Source organism: Pseudomonas marvdashtae, from assembly GCF_014268655.2.
In the GTDB taxonomy this organism is placed as follows: domain Bacteria; phylum Pseudomonadota; class Gammaproteobacteria; order Pseudomonadales; family Pseudomonadaceae; genus Aquipseudomonas; species Aquipseudomonas marvdashtae.
Genome location: NZ_JABWQX020000010.1, coordinates 51,585 through 68,610, shown reverse-complemented (window position 1 = coordinate 68,610; position 17,026 = coordinate 51,585). Strand labels below are relative to the sequence as shown.

The following is a 17,026-nucleotide window of genomic DNA, read 5'->3' as shown; positions in this document are numbered from 1 at the left end:
CGCCTCAAGGCCCAGACCGTGTGGCAAACCCAACAGCAACAGCTGTTCTGGCGCGACTATTCCTACGACGCGGGCGGCAACCTCGCCGCGCTGTCCGACACACGAAACCGCCGCAGCTACCAATACGACAAGCAAGATCGCCTGCTGCGCATCGACTATGCCCACAGCCAAGCCCCGGAACGCTTCGCCCACGACCCGGCCGGCAACCTGCTGATGCAGGACCGCCCCGGCCCGACCACCCTCAAGGGCAACCGCCTATTGATGGAGGGCGACCGCCACTACGACTACGACGCCTACGGCAACCTCGTCCGCGAACGCCGCGGCACGGCCCAATGCCTGGTCACCGAATACCGCTACGACAGCCAACACCGCCTCATCGGCGTCACCGGCCCGGACGGCAGCGAAACGTCCTACCGCTACGACGCCTTCGGCCGACGCATCAGCAAGACCGTGGACGACCAGACCACCGAATTTATCTGGCAAGGCGACCAGGTCATCGCTGAAAGCAGCGACCAACATTACCAAAGCTACATCTACGAACCCGGAACCTTCCGCCCCCTCGCCCTGCTCGAAGGCGAAGGCCCAGAAAAAGCCACGCCGTTCTACTACCACAACGACCACCTCGGCACGCCCCAGGAACTCACTAGCCACCAAGGCGAAGTGGTCTGGGCGGCGCGCTACAACGGCTATGGCAAACTCACCGAACTAAGGCACGGCGACGGCCCCCGACTGCACCAACCGCTACGTTTCCAAGGGCAATACCACGACCTGGAAAGCGGCCTGCACTACAACCGGTATCGCTACTACAATCCGGAGACGGGACGGTACCTGACGGCGGATCCGATAAAGCTGGCGGGTGGGCTCAACGGGTATCGGTATACCCTGAACCCGACGGGGTGGGTGGATCCGTTGGGGTTGAATGCTCGCTGCCCAGGAAGTAAAGATGAGCGAGTTGAACGCGAACCAAAAAACGAGCCTTCGCTGCCTAAACTTTCTCGCCACGGCGCATTTAGGGGCGCAAAATTAGACGCCGGCATACCAAAGGCTCAGCAACCAGACCTTGTTTACGACGCCACCACAGGAAAAACACACCAATATAGTTATGCAAGAATGACGAATAGTTCCGGCGAGAGCGTTTTAAACAGCGAAGGAAAACCAATCTTGGCTCGCGAATATCAATTCACACGCCCTGACGATTCTAAAGTTATAATCCAAGACCACTCTGCCGGACATCAATTTAAACAACCAAATAACAGGGGCGACCAGAAAGCGCACTTTAATTTGCGCCCCATTGAGAACAGAAGAACTGGAAAAATTAGCAACACCAAAGAACACTACTACTTTAAGGAGTGAAAAATGAAGTTCTGGAACGATCTCGACGGAAGCACTTTTTTCAATAAGATTTTTTTATCTTCCGTCCCCATCGGGGAAATTAGATTATTTTCACTAGCCGTAGACAATGACAACTCTACAATCGTATTTGAATTCGACATCGCGGAATATCCCGAAGCGCCTCCAGAAAAATGGAAGCAATCAGGATTTAACACCTGCAGAATAGGACTGAACTGCAGCCCCCCAAAAAACTTAAAGATCACGAACATCCCAACGAAGGAAAAACTAATCCTTCAAATAACGCAAAACGAGAGTAAATTTTCAGTCCATGCCTCAAACGACACATCACTAATCGAGTTTGAAACCAGTCACCTACTACTATGCGGCCCTTCGGCATATAGAAACGCGACAGAGTGGACTTAGTATATTGGCGACACAACCTCGCAGATTCGGATCGCGATGACTACTTCGCGCATCAGCCTAATATGTACGAACGGGATAACGGTTTTTACCTTAAAACCCCCGACCCGCAGATCGAGGGCTTTCATCAACCGCGTGTCACCCAATCAACCCTCAAAAAATATTAATCGGGTAATCCACAAACACCCGCAGCTCATTCCCGCTGACGTTGTACTCACTGGACTTCTGCGACACGCGCAATACCGAGCTGCGCAACCGTACGCTCAAATCCTTGGCCGGGCCGCCCTGGACCACGTATTTGAACTGGTTGAAGATTTCGCGCTCGGTACCGCCCTCGCTGGTGGAGGTGGTGATGTTGTCGCCGCGCACGTACGCCACGTTATAGGTCAGGCCCGGTACGCCGAAGGTGGTGAAGTCCAGGCCATAGCCCAATTGCCAGCTGCGTTCGTCTTCGGCGTTGAAGTCCGACCAGTAGGAGTTGGCCAGGTAGATGGTGTTGCCGCCATCGCCGACACGATTCTGCCCGCGTTGATAGCCGCCGTAGGCGTAGCCCAGGTTGCTGTCGCCCGTGCTGCGCTGGTGAGCGAGGGTGAAGCTGTGCGGGCCGGTGGCGAAGGTGGCTGCCAGGCTCCAGATCTTGTTGTCGTCGCCAGTGACGTTGTTTTCGCGAACGTAGCTGTTGTCCAGCTTGGTGCGGTAGCCGTTGAAGTCCAGGGTCAGCGACTGATCCTTGGCCAGCGGGAACACGTAGTTGGCGTTCACGTACTGCTTCTTCAGTACGTCCTCGACATCCGAGGCGTAGAGCGAAGCCTTGAACTGTTCGGTGAACTGATAGCTGCCGCCCAACACGTTGATCGACTTCAAACCGCCGCTGTCACGGCCCTCGGCGCTCTTGCGCGACTCGGCGGTAAAACGGCCGGCATTCAGTTCCAGTCCCTTGATCTCTTTGGAAGTGATCAGCGTGCCGGTATAGCTTTCCGGCAGCAGGCGGGAATTGTCATAGTTCAAGACCGGCAGGGCCGGCATTTGGTCACCGTAAGCCAGCACGGTGTTGGAGACACGGAATTTCACCGCGGCGCCGAACTTGGACAAGTCGTCGGCCGCGTTGCCGCTATCACCCTTTTTGAAAAAATCGATGCCCTGTGCACCGGTGCGTCCTTTACCGCCGTCCAGGCGCAATGCATACAGGCCGAAGGCATCTACGCCGACGCCCACGGAGCCTTGGGTGAACCCGGACGAGAACGTACCGATGGCCGCCTGGCCCCATTCGGCCTTGTCCTGGTTGCCGTCCTTGTAGTCGCGGTTGATGTAGGCGTTGCGCAGCAGCACTTTCAGGCTGCTGTCTTCAACGAATCCCTTGGACTGCGCTTGGTCGTTGGCCATGGCGTGTGTGCAGCCCAATATCCCCAGTGCGATCAAACTGATGCGCGTGTTCAACATGATTATTTTCCTTGTACGAAGTTGATACGCACTGCAACCGGCAACCGAAATGGCGCTTTTCGCGCTCTTTTTCAGACTCTTGCTCCTGGAAATAATGAAAAGGCCCGCCCACGACTTTACCGTGTCGGGCCTTTTTATTATTTAAGAGTCATGGCTGTTGGCCACAGGCGTGGGCGAATCCTAGTCGCGCCCCGAAGCCTGTGTCAATTTCGTGAATCGTCTGTGATTAGGCGAAAAACGTCTAAGACTAAGTGTTCTGCAGCGCTTGCTGTACGGTATGGCTGTCAACGAACTGTTCGAAGTGGGTCACCTTGCCATCGGCCAGCGTCCACAAATGGGCGACGCGAGCCTTCATGGATAGGCCGGTGGCTTTGTAGACGCCGCTGTAAGTGCCATAGGCGAACACTTTGTCGCCCTGCGCGACGTAATCTTCGACCTGGAACTGGAAGCCGTCCCATTCGGTGGCGAGGCGCTTGAAGACGTTCTCCAGCACCGCATCAAAACCAACATATGTGCCGGCGTAAGGAAAACCGGCGGCTTCGGTCCAGCGTGCATCCTCAGCCAGGGCCGCCGCGGTGTTGCGGGCATTTTCCTGGGAGTCGGCACCTTCGTAGGTGCTTTTGATCAAGCTCAGGTTATCCATGGTGGTCTCCGGGACTTTCTTAAAGGGAACAGCCATCCAGGCCACAGGCTTCGAACGACTGGCCGGACGCTGCCGCCGGCGCGATTTGCTTCAACCAATCGACAAATGCCTGAGGCTTGCCGAGCCAGGGGCCGATGTCGATTACCCTGTACTGGCCGTCTTGCTCCAGCGCCAGGGTCGGGAAACCCTGGCCGCCCACGCGAGCCAGCAAGGCGCGGCTGTCCTGGACATGCGCCTGGACATCGACTGTCAGCATCGTCGCCTGGAACGCCTGGCTTTCGAGCCCAACGGACTGGGCCAGTTCCAACAGCACGGTGTGGTCAGCGATGCGCCGGCCTTCAACGTAATGTCCGGTTTGCAGACGCTCCAACAGCTCCAGGCCTAGACCGCCAAGCTGCTCGGCCGCCAGCACCGCGGCCGTCGGCGGCGTGGAATCGAAGACCGCGCTGTGATCGCGCAACAGGCCGTCGAAGTACGCCTCGCCAAACGGTTGCCCGGTGTATTCGGCGATTCGCTGGTCGTGGGGCATCACATAGTTGCGCAGCTGGGCGGAGACTGGCTGGCGATTGGCGCCCGTCATCATGCCGCCGCCATGAGCGACGACCGGCAGCACCGTCCGGGCGGCCTGTATCAATGGCTTGGCGCCGTAACACCAGCCACACAGTGGGTCGTAGATGTAATGAAGAATGGCCATGAAAACTCCGCTGGCGCTTAGGGTTCAGTAGCGACAGGTTAGTCTTCGAAGCGCGATGGAAAAACACCGCAACAGTGCTCAGTTTGTTTCATGGATCGGTCGAATGCAGTCCGTTGACACACGTTCGCGGTGATTCCCGGCCATAAAAAAAGCGCTGCCATCGCGGCCAGCGCTTCGTATCAATCCTTCGAATTCTATCCTTGCATCACATCCCACAACGCTTCCAGCTCCGCCTCGCTGAACAGGCCAACGGGGTAGCGCTCCATGATCATCCGCCGCGGATCAGGCTCCCTGATCTGACGCGTTCCGTTGGATTTCAACCACTGCGCCAAGGCTTGGAGCGACTCACCGTTAACAGCCAAAGGATGGCATGTGCGCTCGCTTATCATGTTCATTCCAGCGCCCTCCTGGTTGATGAGCGGCCAATCTATCCGAGGTTTATGACAAAACAACGCAGCCCCGCTTTCCGGAACTGCCTGGATGGCGATACAAGAGCTATGCCAACGTCGCAGGTCGCTAACAAACCAGACACAAAAAAACCCGCGCCCCAACCGGGACGCGGGCTTGCCAGGATGGATCCAAAAGTCCGGCGCAGAGCCGTTTCGACTGACCTTACCGGGCTGTTACATCGCCACTCATTTTACCCACGGCGCAGGTTGCTGTTGGGTAAGGCAGTGGATATTCCCGCCCCCCAGTAACAGTTCCCGGCCTGGCACCATCACCACTTCGTGCTCCGGGAAAAGACTTTGCAGCAATTCCCTTGCCGGGCCGTCCAGTGGATCGTCGAAACTTGGGGCAATGATGCCCCCGTTGACGATCAGGAAGTTCACGTACGAGCCGGCCAAGCGGACGCTCGGATTGCGTTCCTGGGAACCTTCAACCGCGTCTACGCCCGCGCATTCGTCTTCAGTGGCGTACAACGGCCCGGGAATAGGCATCTTATGCACTGTGAACGAGCGTCCCTTGGCGTCGGTGCTGTTTTGCAACACATCCATCGCCGCATGACAGCGGGAGTAGTTGGGGTCCTGTGGATCGTCGGTCCAAGCGAGCAGCACTTCGCCGGGACGCACGTAGCAACAGAAGTTATCCACATGGCCGTCGGTTTCATCATTGAACAGGCCGTCCGGCAACCAGATGATCTTGTCTACCGCCAGTTGGGCGCTGAGCACTGCCTCGATTTCTTCACGGCTCATATGCGGGTTGCGATTGCGGTTGAGCAGGCATTCCTCGGTAGTGATCAGGGTGCCTTCGCCATCGACATGGATCGAGCCGCCTTCAAGCACAAAGCCTTCGGTGCGATAACGCGGGCTGCGCTCGATTTCCAGAATCTTTGCGGCTACTTGCGAGTCCCGGTTCCATGGCGAATACAAACCACCGTCAAACCCGCCCCAAGCGTTGAAATCCCAGTCGACGCCACGCACTTCGCCGTTGTCATTGATTACAAACGTCGGGCCGGTGTCCCGGACCCAAGCGTCATCGCTAGACATCTCGACCAAGCGGATATTCGGCACATCGAGGCGCGCCTTGGCGTTCTCGAACTGGGCGGCGGACACGGCCACGGTCACCGGTTCGAAACGGGCGATGGCCTTGGCGACCGCCACATGGGCGGCTTGCGCGGGCTTGCCGCCCAGGCGCCAGTTATCGGGGCGCTCGGGCCAGACCATCCAGACCTGCGTCTGGGGCGCCCACTCGGCAGGCATGTGAAAACCGTCCGCGCGCGGAGTGCTGTGCAAAGTTGTCATGAATCAGGACTCCAGTGAGCCGTCGAGGGTTTTGATCGCGCCGTACAGGTTCGGGCGCCGATCTCGGAAAGTGCCCCAGGCACTGCGAATGTGTTCCAGCTCGTCGAGGTCGAAACTGTGTACCAGCACGCCTTCTTCGGTTTCGCCGAGTTCCTGGACTTTTTCACCGAACTGATCGGCGATGAACGAGGAGCCATAGAACGTGATGTCGTAGCCATCCTGCTCTTCATTGCCGATACGATTACTGGCCACCAGCGGCATCAGGTTGGCGCCGGCATGACCCTGTTGCACACGTTGCCAGTGATCGCGCGAGGAAATGGTCTTGTCGTGCGGCTCGCTGCCAATGGCCGTTGGGTACAGCAGAATCTCCGCGCCTTGAAGCGCCATGCTGCGAGCGCATTCCGGAAACCACTGGTCCCAGCAGATGCCTACGCCGATTTTGGCGTAGCGGGTATTCCATACCTTGAAGCCGGTATCGCCCGGATTGAAATAGTACTTCTCATGGTAGCCAGGCCCATCGGGGATGTGGCTTTTGCGGTACACGCCCAAGTTCTGACCGTCGGCATCGATGATCGCAATACTGTTGAAACGCGCCCGTCCGGCCAGTTCAAAAAAACTGATCGGCAACACAACCTGCAGTTCCTCGGCAATTTTCTGGAAGTGCTTGATGGCGACGTTCTCGTCGACCGACGTCGCCAGTTGCAGATAGTCCGGGTTGGGCTTTTGGCAGAAGTACGGCGTCTCGAACAATTCCTGGATGAGAATCACCTGTGCGCCTTGGGCAGCAGCCTGGCGAACCAGCTTATCGGCGGTTTCGATATTGGCTTCGAGGTCCCAAGAACAGGCCATCTGAGTGGCGGCGACGGTAACGATACGAGTCATGAATCATCTTCTGGGCGATGGCAGTGCCGACTTTATAGCCGATAAAAATCGGCTTAGAAAGAGGAGAAAAATCATATGTGAGAAAAAACCGCTAAAAAAGCCGACAAAAATCGGCTTATTGCACCCTGCAGGCGTGAGCGGCCCCACGCCTGCAGGGTGACCGGCAACTCCCGGTGGCTACAGCCCCTCCTCCAACACTTTCGCCAGCATATTGACAAAGAAATCCACGCTCTGACGGGTGGTAACCATCGGTGGCTTGATCTTGAGGATGTTTAGATAATCACCGGTCGGTTGCATGAAGATGCCCAACTCCCGCAGGCGATTGCACAGCGCCGTGGTTTCTTCGGTGGCCGGCTCGAGGGTGGCGCGGTTGCGAATCAGCTCCACGCCCAAGTAGAACCCGGAGCCATGCACCGCGCCGACCAGCGGATACTGGTCGATCAAGGCCTCCAGGCGCGCCTTGAAATGCGCTCCGACCACCCGGGCGTTTTCCCACAAGTCCTCCTCTTCCATGACATCCAGCACGGCCATGCCGATCTGGCAACTGACCGGGCTGCCGCCGGCGGAAGAGAAGAAATACCCCTCGGCTTCCAACGCCTCGGCGATTTCTCGCCGGGTGATGACGGCTCCCAGCGGCTGGCCGTTGCCCATGCCCTTGGCCATGGTGATGATGTCCGGCACCACGCCTTGCTCCTCGAAGCCCCAGAAAAACTCACCCATGCGTCCGTAACCGACTTGCACCTCGTCGGCGATGCAGACGCCACCGCGCTCGCGCACCAAGGCATAGACCTGCTTCAGATACCCCGGTGGCAGCGCGATCCCGCCGGCATTGCCGTAGACCGGCTCGCAGATGAAACCGGCCAGTTGGCGTTTCTGCCCGGCGATTTTTGCCAGGTTGTGCTCGACGCTGCGCACGTAGTCTGGCGCACTGTCAGGGCCACGGAACTCGCCGCGATAAGTGTTCGGCGCGGTCACCGGATGCACCCAATCCGGACGACTGCTGAGGGCTTGGGGGTTGTCGGCGATGGACGTCGAAACGGCGTCGGCCGCCACCGACCAGCCGTGGTAGGCCTCCAGGACACTGAGCATGTCGCGTCCCTTGCTGTAGGCCCAGGCCAGGCGGATCGCCAAGTCGTTGGCCTCGGTGCCGCTGTTGACCAGGAACACCCGATCCATGTTCGATGGCGCCAGCGCCAACAGGCGCTCGGAAAACTCGGCGATCGCCGCATAGTGAAAACGTGAGTTGGTATTGAGCAGCGACCATTGCCGGGCCGCGACCGCCGCCATGCGCGGATGCCCGTGCCCCAGCACCGCGACATTGTTGAGCATGTCGAGGTAAGAGCGGCCCTGCATGTCGATCAAATGGTTACGCCAGCCACGCTCGATGTGCGGCGGGTCGACGTAATAGTGCTTCTGCGAACGAGCGAAACTCGCATCGCGACGGGCCAGCAGCGCCTCAGGGTCGATTTCCGGCTCGGCATCGCAAGCCAGCCCCAGCAGCGTCGCAGGCGACGGGCAAAGCGCCTGCCAGGCCTTCACCCTGGAGGGCGTGCAGAACAATGGTGGGATCAGATGCGCGCCTCGGCACAGTTGAACCCGCAACGGGCCAACCACTTCACCCAAGACCTGCCCCTTGACCAGCGCGGCGCCGGAATGAAGTGACGACGATACGCCCCACAAGCGCACGCTCAACTGCGGACCGTCGAGCCGCAACAGGCCCTCGGCGTCCTTGTGCACCACCCCGGCGAAAGGCGACTCCAGCGGCGTCCCTTGAGGGACATGCAATTCCACGTGTAGCGGATAAGTATCGGGCTCGACGGCACTGTCCGGCCGGGTACGGGACAGCCGGTACTGGCCGTAGCGACTGGCAGCCAACCCGTGCAGCGCGGCGCCTTCGCTCAGAAGACGCTGGTCGACTCCAGCCTGTTCCCAATTGCCGGCCTCGAAATGTGGGCTGAGCACGCCCAGGTCGATCAGCGCAAAATCACGCCCTACCAAGGTCGGCAGCAGGGGGGCGAAACCCTCGTTGGCAATGGACGGCAGGCTGTGACCCGCGGCGGCAAGAATCGCCGCATCCATCAACTCAGGCGGCACGGAATGGGCGACGCGGAAAATTTCCCACTCATGCTCAAGATTGTCGCGAGCGTATTGATTCACCGGATCGACAGCGACTTGTTGCTCGCCGCTGAGCACCAGCACTGCGGCGCGAGCTACGATCAACGGCCAGAGTGCCAGAAGCTCTTCGCGCTGCAACGGATTGGCCGCGTGATAGGCCTTGATAGCCGGCAGGATGAAAAACGGATCGCCGTCGGCGTGATGCAGCAGGGCCGCGCAGGTTACCGACAAGTCGGTGATGCGCCAGGTGCGGACCAGGTCGCCAAAATCGATCACACCTTGCAATTGCCATTGGCGCTGGGCATCGCGTTGCCAAACCACGTTGTCGTCCGTGATGTCCATGTGGATCGCCTGCACCGGCAGGCTCGCCTTGAGCGGCTGCAAGCGCCGTTCGGCCTGCTGCGCGACCTCGGCGATCAACTGCCGGCGCTGATCATCCTGGATCACGGGCAATAGATGGTCAATCAAGGCCGGCGCATGGCGTGCGTCCCACTGCAGGGTGCGCTCCAGGCCCGGATGGTCGAACGAGGCCAGGGCCAAGTCCATGTCCGCGCACAATCTTCCCAGACCGGTCACCAGGTCGGGCGTAAGGTGCGACAGTTGAGTGAGCGACTGCCCGTCAATGTATTCCAACAAGCGCACATGGACCGCTTGCCCGTCGACATCCAGCGTCAGCAGGTCCTGGCCGTTGCTGGCGGCAATGACTCGCGGCACCTTCACCGCGCCATGCTCGGCCAGCAGCTTGAGGGCGGCATGCTGGGCCTGGAGTTCCTGGACGGCGTAGTGGCCGTGGCAAATCTTCAACACGAAGCGCCCGCGTTCGCTGTCGACGCGGTAGTTGACGTCCTGGTGGCTGCCGAGGGGTCGCAGGTCACCGCTGAGTCCGTAATTCGAGCGCAGCAGTACCAACGCCTGCTCGGCGCTGATTTGTGGGCTTGGCAAACTGGCACGATGAACCAACGTAGCGAGCAGCATACAACGACCCCTGAGTAGGTTTTGTCTTGGGCGCCTATCACGCCACTGAGTCGAGGGATTAGCAACCCCCTCTCTCTTGTCCCTGGGATATTCGCTTGCACCGCCCTCGTCATGCCGACAAGCTATGCTCCATTGTCATTGCCCTATTGGAAAAAGGCTTAACCGGATGCGCATTCTCATTACCGGCGGTGCCGGCTTCATTGGCTCGGCGCTCATACGGCATTTGATCCTGGACACCGAACACCAGGTGCTGAACCTCGACAAGCTGACCTACGCCGGCAACCTGGAATCGCTGAGCAGTATCGATCACGACAGCCGCTATGCCTTCGTGCAGGCCGACATCGTCGACCAACCGGCCGTCAGTATCGTGCTCGCGCAATTTCAGCCTGACGCCATCATGCACCTGGCCGCAGAGTCCCATGTGGACCGTTCCATCGATGGCCCGGCGGAGTTCATCCAGACCAACATCGTCGGCACCTACAGCCTGCTGGAAGCCACCCGCGCCTATTGGCAGACACTTAGCGAGGCGCAAAAACGGGCGTTTCGTTTCCACCATATTTCCACCGACGAAGTGTATGGCGACCTGCACGGCGTGGATGATTTGTTTACCGAAACCACCCCCTATGCACCGAGCTCGCCCTACTCAGCCAGCAAGGCTGCCTCCGACCATCTGGTCCGGGCCTGGCAGCGCACCTACGGCTTGCCCGTGCTGCTGACCAACTGCTCGAACAACTACGGGCCGTTCCACTTCCCCGAAAAGCTGATTCCGCTGGTCATCCTCAACGCACTGGCCGGCAAACCGTTGCCGGTATATGGCGATGGCCGGCAGGTACGCGACTGGCTATTCGTCGAAGACCATGCCCGTGCCCTGCTCAAGGTCGTCACCGAAGGCGTGGTCGGCGAGACCTACAACATCGGCGGCCACAATGAACAAACCAATATCGACGTAGTACGCAGCATCTGCGCCCTGCTTGAAGAACTGGCACCACACAAGCCCGAGGGGGTCGAGCACTACGCTGACCTGATCACCTTCGTCAAGGATCGTCCCGGCCATGACCTGCGCTACGCCATTGACGCCGGCAAGATCGAACGGGAACTGGGCTGGACACCTCGGGAAACCTTCGAGACCGGTCTGCGCAAGACGGTGCAGTGGTACCTCGAAAACTTGCTGTGGTGCCGGCGCGTCCAGGATGGCAGCTATCAGGGCGAGCGCCTGGGCTCGCTCGACGACAAGGATACGATTGCATGATGAAAGGCATTGTTCTGGCCGGCGGCTCCGGCACACGGCTGCATCCGATTACCCTCGGCGTTTCCAAACAGTTATTGCCGGTCTATGACAAGCCGATGATCTACTACCCGATCTCAGTGCTCATGCTCGCCGGAATCAAGGACATCCTGGTCATTTCCACCCCGCAGGATCTACCTCAATATCGCAATCTGCTGGGCGATGGCGCCCAGTTCGGCGTGAATTTCAGCTACGCCGAACAGCCAGCTCCCGATGGCCTGGCCCAGGCATTCCTGATTGGCGAGCAATTCATTGGCAAGGACCCGGTGTGCCTGATCCTGGGCGACAACATCTTCCACGGCCAACATTTCGGCGAGCAGCTGCAAACCGCCGTCAACCGGCAAAGTGGCGCAACGGTGTTCGGTTATTGGGTCAAGGATCCGGAGCGTTTCGGCGTAATCGACTTCGATTCAGAAGGGTGCGCGGTTTCCATCGAAGAGAAGCCTGCCGCCCCCAAGTCCAGCTATGCGGTGACCGGTCTGTATTTCTATGACAACGACGTGATAGAGATCGCCAAGGCCATCAAGCCATCCGCACGTGGCGAACTGGAAATTACCGACGTCAACAATGCCTATCTGCAACGCGGGGACTTGCATGTCGAGCGTTTCGGCCGCGGTTTTGCCTGGCTGGACACCGGCACCCACGACAGCCTGCTGGAGGCCTCGCAATACGTGCAGACCATTGAGCATCGCCAAGGCCTGAAGGTCGCGTGCCTGGAAGAAATCGCCTACCAGCAGGGCTGGGTCAGCCGCGAACACGTGCTCGAGCGTGCGAGTTACTTCGGCAAGACCGGCTACGGCCAGTACCTGTTCAAGATTGCTGGAGAAACACGTTGAACGTCATCGCCACACGACTGCCGGACGTGCTGATCATCGAGCCGAAGGTGTTTGGCGATGATCGCGGTTTCTTTTATGAGAGTTTCAATGCACGAGCGTTCGCCGATGCCACGGGGTCTACGCTCCCGTTCGTCCAGGACAATCACTCGCGCTCGGCCAAGGGCGTGCTTCGCGGCCTGCACTATCAGATCGAACAGGCCCAGGGGAAACTCGTGCGGGTCACGGCGGGCGAAGTGCTGGACGTTGCGGTGGACATCCGTCGCAGCTCGCCTACTTTCGGCCAGTGGACCGGCGTACGCCTGTCGGCGCAGAACCACCGTCAGCTGTGGATTCCGCCAGGATTTGCCCACGGCTTCGTCGTGCTCAGCGAGTCCGCCGATTTCCTATACAAAACCACCGACTTCTACGCGCCCTCCGCCGAGCGCTGCATTCGCTGGGACGATCCGCAACTGGCGATTGACTGGCAATTGCAAGGCGCGCCGATCCTGTCGCCCAAGGACCAGACCGGCAAGGCCTTGCATGAGGCAGACCTGTTCCCATGAGTGCTTCCCTGCGCATCCTGATCATCGGCCAGAACGGCCAAGTGTCCCAGGCGCTTCAATCGCGCCTGGCCGGCATGGGCGAACTGATTGTGCTGGGTAGCAACCAGCTCGACATGGCGCAGCCGGATCAAATCCGCCCGCCGGTCGAGGCCGTGCGGCCCGACCTGATCATCAACGCCGCCGCCCACACGGCCGTGGACCAGGCCGAGAGCGAAACGCAACGCGCGTTCGCCATCAACGCCAGCGCACCGGGCATCCTTGCCCAGGTTGCTGCTGAGCTGGACGCTCCGCTGATCCATTACTCCACCGACTACGTCTTCGATGGTCGAAAGCCCGAGCCATACACCGAAGATGACACGCCCAACCCGCTGAGCGTCTACGGTCGCAGCAAACTGGCTGGCGAAGAGGCCATCCACCAGGCCGGTGGAGAACACCTGATCTTGCGCACCAGCTGGGTCTATTCCTCGGCGGGACGCAATTTCCTGTTGACCATGCAACGCCTGCTGCAGGAAAAACCTCACCTTAGGGTAGTGGCTGATCAAGTCGGCGCACCGACCTGGGCTGGCACCATCGCCGAGAGCACCGCGCAGCTGATCGAACGCTGGCAGGCCGGGCGGTGCGGCGCCTGGGGTACTTATCACCTGACAGCCCAGGGCCAGACGTCATGGTTCGGCTTTGCCCAAGCCATCGGCGAAGACCTCGTCGAACGCCACAAGCCTTGCGCGGTGCTTGAGCCTATCCCGTCCAGCGCGTACCCGACCCCGGCGCCGCGTCCACTCAATTCACGGCTGGACTGCACGCGCCTGACCCAGGAATGGGGTGTAAGCCAGCCAGACTGGCGAAGCGCGTTGCAGCAGTGTCTTGCCGGACAAGCCTAGGCATAATGCGCTTGTCACCACAGGCGCCCGATGCTCATGAATTCCACCCTTCCCCGCAGACCTCGTTGGCGCAGCCTGGCCCTGCTTGCGCTGTGCCTGGCGCCATTGCTATGGCCGCTAGAGCATTTGGCCGAGCGTTATTACCGCAGCGAACTGGCTGGACAAAACCGCCAGACGCTTGACCTCTACGTGGCCAACCTCCTCGGGACCCTGCACCGCTATGAAGTGCTGCCGCAGATTCTCGGCGAGCTGCCGGCCCTGCGCGCGACCCTGTCGGCGCCGGACGATGGGGTCACCCAGGGCAATGCCAACCGGTTGCTGAAAAATATCAGCGCCCAGACCGGCGCCGAAGTCATGTATCTGATGGACGCCTCTGGCAAGACCCTGGCGGCATCGAACTGGGACAAGCACGACAGTTTCGTCGGACGCAACTTCGCCTTCCGTCCTTACTACATCGAAGCCATGGCCGGGCGTCTGGGGCGCTTCTTCGGCCTGGGCACCACGTCAGGCAAGCGCGGTTATTTTTTCGCCGCCGCGGTACGCGATCGCGAAAAAGTCATCGGCGTATTGGTGGTCAAGGTTGACCTCGACCACACCGAAAGCCTCTGGGGCAAGACACCTGAGCAGTTGCTGGTTACCGACCACAACGGCGTAGTGATCCTGACCTCGCGCCAGGAATGGAGATTTCGCGCGACTCGCCCCTTGAGCGAGGAAGAAAGCAAGGCAATCAGTGCGGTGCAGCCTTATCCGACCCGAGATCCCAAGCCGTTGAACCTGAACACCAACGCCTGGCTGACCCAAACCCAGACCATCGAAGAAACCGGTTGGAGCGTGAGCATCCTCGCTCCGCGCACGCTGATCGACCGGCCAGTGCGCACGGTGGTGGCCACCGGCGGTGCAGCACTGCTGGTGTTGATGCTGTTGCTCGGGTTGATGATGCAGCGCCGGCGGCATTATCTGGACCGGATCGCCTTCGAGGCCAAGGCTCGTCACGAACTGGAGGGCCGGGTCGCGGAACGTACCAGCGATCTGGAGGGACTCAACCGTCGCCTGAAACAGGAAGTGCTTGAACGCGAGCAGGCCCAACAGGAACTGGTCCGCGCCCAGGATGATTTGGTACAGGCCGGCAAGTTGTCAGCCCTGGGCACCATGTCGGCCAGCATCAGCCATGAACTCAATCAGCCGCTGGCGGCGATCCGGAGTTACGCCGAAAACGCCGAGATATTGCTCGATCACCAGCGCACCGAAGACGCTCGGGGCAATCTCAAGCTGATCAGCGAACTGACCGGGCGCATGGCCTCGATCATCGCCCACCTGCGCGCCTTCGCCCGCCGGGACCGCCACGCCCCGGAAAGCGTCGCCCTGCAACCGGCGCTGGACGACGCCCTCGCGCTGCTCGCCAAACGACGGCGCAGCATGGAAGTGGAGCTGATCCGCGACCTGCCGGCAGCTGCCTTGTGGGTGGAGGCCGGCGAAACGCGCCTGCGCCAGGTGCTGGGTAACCTGCTGGCCAACGCCCTTGATGCTCTGACCGAAAAGGGACCACCGCGCAAACTGTGGCTCAGTGCCCAGGCGACGGAAACCGGCGTCAACTTGTACATCCGCGATAACGGTCCGGGATTCTGCATGGAAGCCCTGGGCCGCGCCGGCGAGCCGTTCTACACCACCAAGACGCGCACCCAGGGGCTTGGCCTCGGGTTGGCGATCTGCGACACCCTGATGCGTGCCTTCGGCGGCGAACTGTTGTTCGCCAACCACAAGGAAGGCGGCGCCCTGATTACCCTGAAGCTGCGCGCCGGTGCGCCCGGGGTGAGCCTGCAACCGTCCGAGGACCGAAGTGTATGACCATCGATAACCAGATTGAGGTGGTGCTGATCGACGACGATCCCCATCTGCGTCAGGCCCTGAGCCAGACCCTCGACCTGGCTGGACTGAAGATCCTGCCCTTGGGCGAGGCCAACGGCCTGGCCGGGCAATTGCCCCGCGATTGGCCGGGCGTGGTGGTCAGTGATATACGCATGCCGGGCATGGACGGCCTCGAACTGCTGGGCCAATTGCACAGCCAGGATCCGGAGTTGCCGGTGCTGCTGATCACCGGTCATGGCGATGTACCGCTGGCGGTCCAGGCGATGCGCGCCGGGGCGTACGACTTCCTCGAAAAACCGTTCGCCAGTGACCAGTTGCTCGATAGCGTACGCCGGGCCCTGGCCTTGCGGCGCCTGGTCCTGGATAACCGCAGCCTGCGCCTGGCCCTCAGCGACCGTCATGAACTCAGCGCCCGGCTGGTCGGACAATCGGCCCCCATGTTGCGCCTGCGCGAGCAGATCGGCGCCTTGGCCGCGACCCGCGCCGACGTGCTGATCCTCGGCGAAACGGGGGCCGGCAAGGAAGTGGTCGCCCGCGCACTGCATGACCTGTCTGGCCGGCGTAACGGGCCGTTCGTGGCCATCAATGCCGGCGCGTTGGCCGAGTCCGTGGTGGAAAGCGAATTGTTCGGCCATGAACCCGGCGCCTTCACTGGCGCGCAGAAGCGCCGTATCGGAAAATTCGAGTTCGCCAACGGCGGCACATTGTTCCTCGATGAAATCGAAAGCATGAGCCTGGACGTACAGGTCAAGCTGCTTCGCCTGCTGCAAGAACGCATGGTGGAGCGCCTGGGGGGCAATCAGCAAATCCCCCTGGACATCCGGGTCATCGCCGCCACCAAGGAAGACCTGCGCCAAGCCGCCGACCAGGGCCGTTTTCGCGCCGACTTGTACTACCGCCTGAACGTCGCGCCGCTGCGCATCCCACCGCTGCGCGAAAGGGGCGAGGACGTGCTGATGCTGTTCCAGCATTTCGCTGATGAGGCCAGCGCGCGCCACGGCCTGCCGCGCCACGAACTGCTGCCGGCCCACCGTGCGCTGCTGTTGCGCCATGACTGGCCGGGCAATGTCCGCGAATTGCAGAACGCCGCCGAACGCTTCGCCTTGGGCTTGGAACTGGCCCTGGACAACAGCGCACCCGACACTGGCCCCGGCGCGCCGGTGGAAATCATCAGCGGCGGCCTGAGCGAGCAGGTGGAGAATTTCGAAAAGACCCTGATTGCCGCCGAGCTGGCCCGCCCCCACGGCTCGGTACGCAGCCTCGCCGAAGCGTTGGGCATTCCGCGCAAGACCTTGCACGACAAACTGCGCAAGCATGGGCTTACATTTGGCGACAGCAACCCTGGCTCTGCCGATGAGTCCGATTGAGCGCCTGCC

At 60.4% G+C, this 17,026-nt stretch carries 16 protein-coding genes; 9 read left to right on the top strand and 7 right to left on the bottom strand.

Going from position 1 to position 17,026, the window contains the following annotated elements; genetic code table 11:
* Both HU742_RS26710 and HU742_RS26705 read left to right on the top strand, forming a co-directional pair.
* A partial coding sequence (locus HU742_RS26710; RefSeq protein ID WP_217828423.1) for an RHS repeat-associated core domain-containing protein occupies positions 1-1,353 on the top strand: 1,353 nt, incomplete at its 5' end.
* 3 nt (positions 1,354-1,356) lie between these two features.
* A complete protein-coding gene (locus tag HU742_RS26705; protein ID WP_186638898.1) occupies positions 1,357-1,755 on the top strand; it encodes an Imm50 family immunity protein in 399 nt (132 codons plus the stop codon).
* A 150-nt stretch (positions 1,756-1,905) separates the two neighbouring features.
* Here the strand turns inward: HU742_RS26705 and HU742_RS26700 are convergent, their stop codons facing one another.
* The 6 genes from HU742_RS26700 to aguB form a co-directional block, all read right to left on the bottom strand.
* Entirely contained in the window at positions 1,906-3,192 is a 1,287-nt protein-coding gene (locus HU742_RS26700; protein WP_186644484.1) for an OprD family porin, read from the bottom strand.
* A 247-nt stretch (positions 3,193-3,439) separates the two neighbouring features.
* Entirely contained in the window at positions 3,440-3,835 is a 396-nt protein-coding gene (locus HU742_RS26695) for a nuclear transport factor 2 family protein (protein ID WP_186638902.1), read from the bottom strand.
* A 19-nt stretch (positions 3,836-3,854) separates the two neighbouring features.
* Positions 3,855-4,529 (bottom strand): DsbA family protein, encoded by a 675-nt coding sequence (locus HU742_RS26690; RefSeq protein ID WP_186638904.1) that lies wholly within the window; start codon positions 4,527-4,529, stop codon positions 3,855-3,857.
* A 194-nt stretch (positions 4,530-4,723) separates the two neighbouring features.
* On the bottom strand, positions 4,724-4,924 hold the full coding sequence (locus HU742_RS26685) for a hypothetical protein (protein ID WP_186612636.1): 201 nt from the start codon (positions 4,922-4,924) through the stop codon (positions 4,724-4,726).
* A gap of 240 nt (positions 4,925-5,164) precedes the next feature.
* Positions 5,165-6,271, bottom strand: coding sequence for an agmatine deiminase (gene aguA, locus HU742_RS26680; protein ID WP_186638906.1), 1,107 nt, complete (start codon positions 6,269-6,271; stop codon positions 5,165-5,167).
* 3 nt (positions 6,272-6,274) lie between these two features.
* Positions 6,275-7,153 (bottom strand): N-carbamoylputrescine amidase, encoded by an 879-nt coding sequence (aguB, locus tag HU742_RS26675; RefSeq protein ID WP_186644482.1) that lies wholly within the window; start codon positions 7,151-7,153, stop codon positions 6,275-6,277.
* Between aguB and HU742_RS26670 the strand changes: the two genes are divergently transcribed.
* Complete coding sequence (locus HU742_RS26670; protein ID WP_186638910.1) at positions 7,152-7,313, top strand: hypothetical protein; 162 nt, start codon at positions 7,152-7,154, stop codon at positions 7,311-7,313. The two genes, aguB and HU742_RS26670, sit on opposite strands and share 2 nt — an antisense overlap.
* 17 nt (positions 7,314-7,330) lie before the next feature.
* Here the strand turns inward: HU742_RS26670 and HU742_RS26665 are convergent, their stop codons facing one another.
* Positions 7,331-10,243 carry an aminotransferase gene (locus tag HU742_RS26665; protein ID WP_186644481.1) on the bottom strand — a complete coding sequence of 971 codons (2,913 nt, stop codon included), beginning with the start codon at positions 10,241-10,243 and terminating at the stop codon, positions 7,331-7,333.
* Between the two features lie 166 nt (positions 10,244-10,409).
* On the opposite strand from HU742_RS26665, the gene rfbB reads away from it, so the two are divergent.
* Genes rfbB through HU742_RS26635 form a run of 6 tightly spaced genes read left to right on the top strand, consistent with a single transcriptional unit; the run spans position 10,410 to position 17,017 of the window.
* Positions 10,410-11,492 (top strand): dTDP-glucose 4,6-dehydratase, encoded by a 1,083-nt coding sequence (rfbB, locus tag HU742_RS26660; protein WP_186644480.1) that lies wholly within the window; start codon positions 10,410-10,412, stop codon positions 11,490-11,492.
* On the top strand, positions 11,489-12,364 hold the full coding sequence (gene rfbA, locus HU742_RS26655; RefSeq protein ID WP_186638914.1) for a glucose-1-phosphate thymidylyltransferase RfbA: 876 nt from the start codon (positions 11,489-11,491) through the stop codon (positions 12,362-12,364). The genes rfbB and rfbA overlap by 4 nt, the downstream gene beginning before the upstream one ends.
* Positions 12,361-12,906: a dTDP-4-dehydrorhamnose 3,5-epimerase gene (rfbC, locus tag HU742_RS26650; RefSeq protein WP_186638916.1), complete on the top strand. Its 546-nt coding sequence runs from the start codon at positions 12,361-12,363 to the stop codon at positions 12,904-12,906. Before rfbA ends, rfbC begins: the two co-directional genes overlap by 4 nt.
* Entirely contained in the window at positions 12,903-13,784 is an 882-nt protein-coding gene (rfbD, locus tag HU742_RS26645) for a dTDP-4-dehydrorhamnose reductase (RefSeq protein ID WP_186638918.1), read from the top strand. The genes rfbC and rfbD overlap by 4 nt, the downstream gene beginning before the upstream one ends.
* Positions 13,785-13,820: 36 nt before the next feature.
* Positions 13,821-15,629, top strand: a complete 1,809-nt coding sequence (locus HU742_RS26640) for a sensor histidine kinase (protein WP_186638920.1) — start codon at positions 13,821-13,823, stop codon at positions 15,627-15,629.
* The gene (locus tag HU742_RS26635; protein WP_186638922.1) at positions 15,626-17,017 is read left to right on the top strand and encodes a sigma-54-dependent transcriptional regulator; all 1,392 of its coding nucleotides are present in this window, start codon (positions 15,626-15,628) and stop codon (positions 17,015-17,017) included. Before HU742_RS26640 ends, HU742_RS26635 begins: the two co-directional genes overlap by 4 nt.
* The last annotated feature ends 9 nt before the right edge of the window (positions 17,018-17,026 follow it).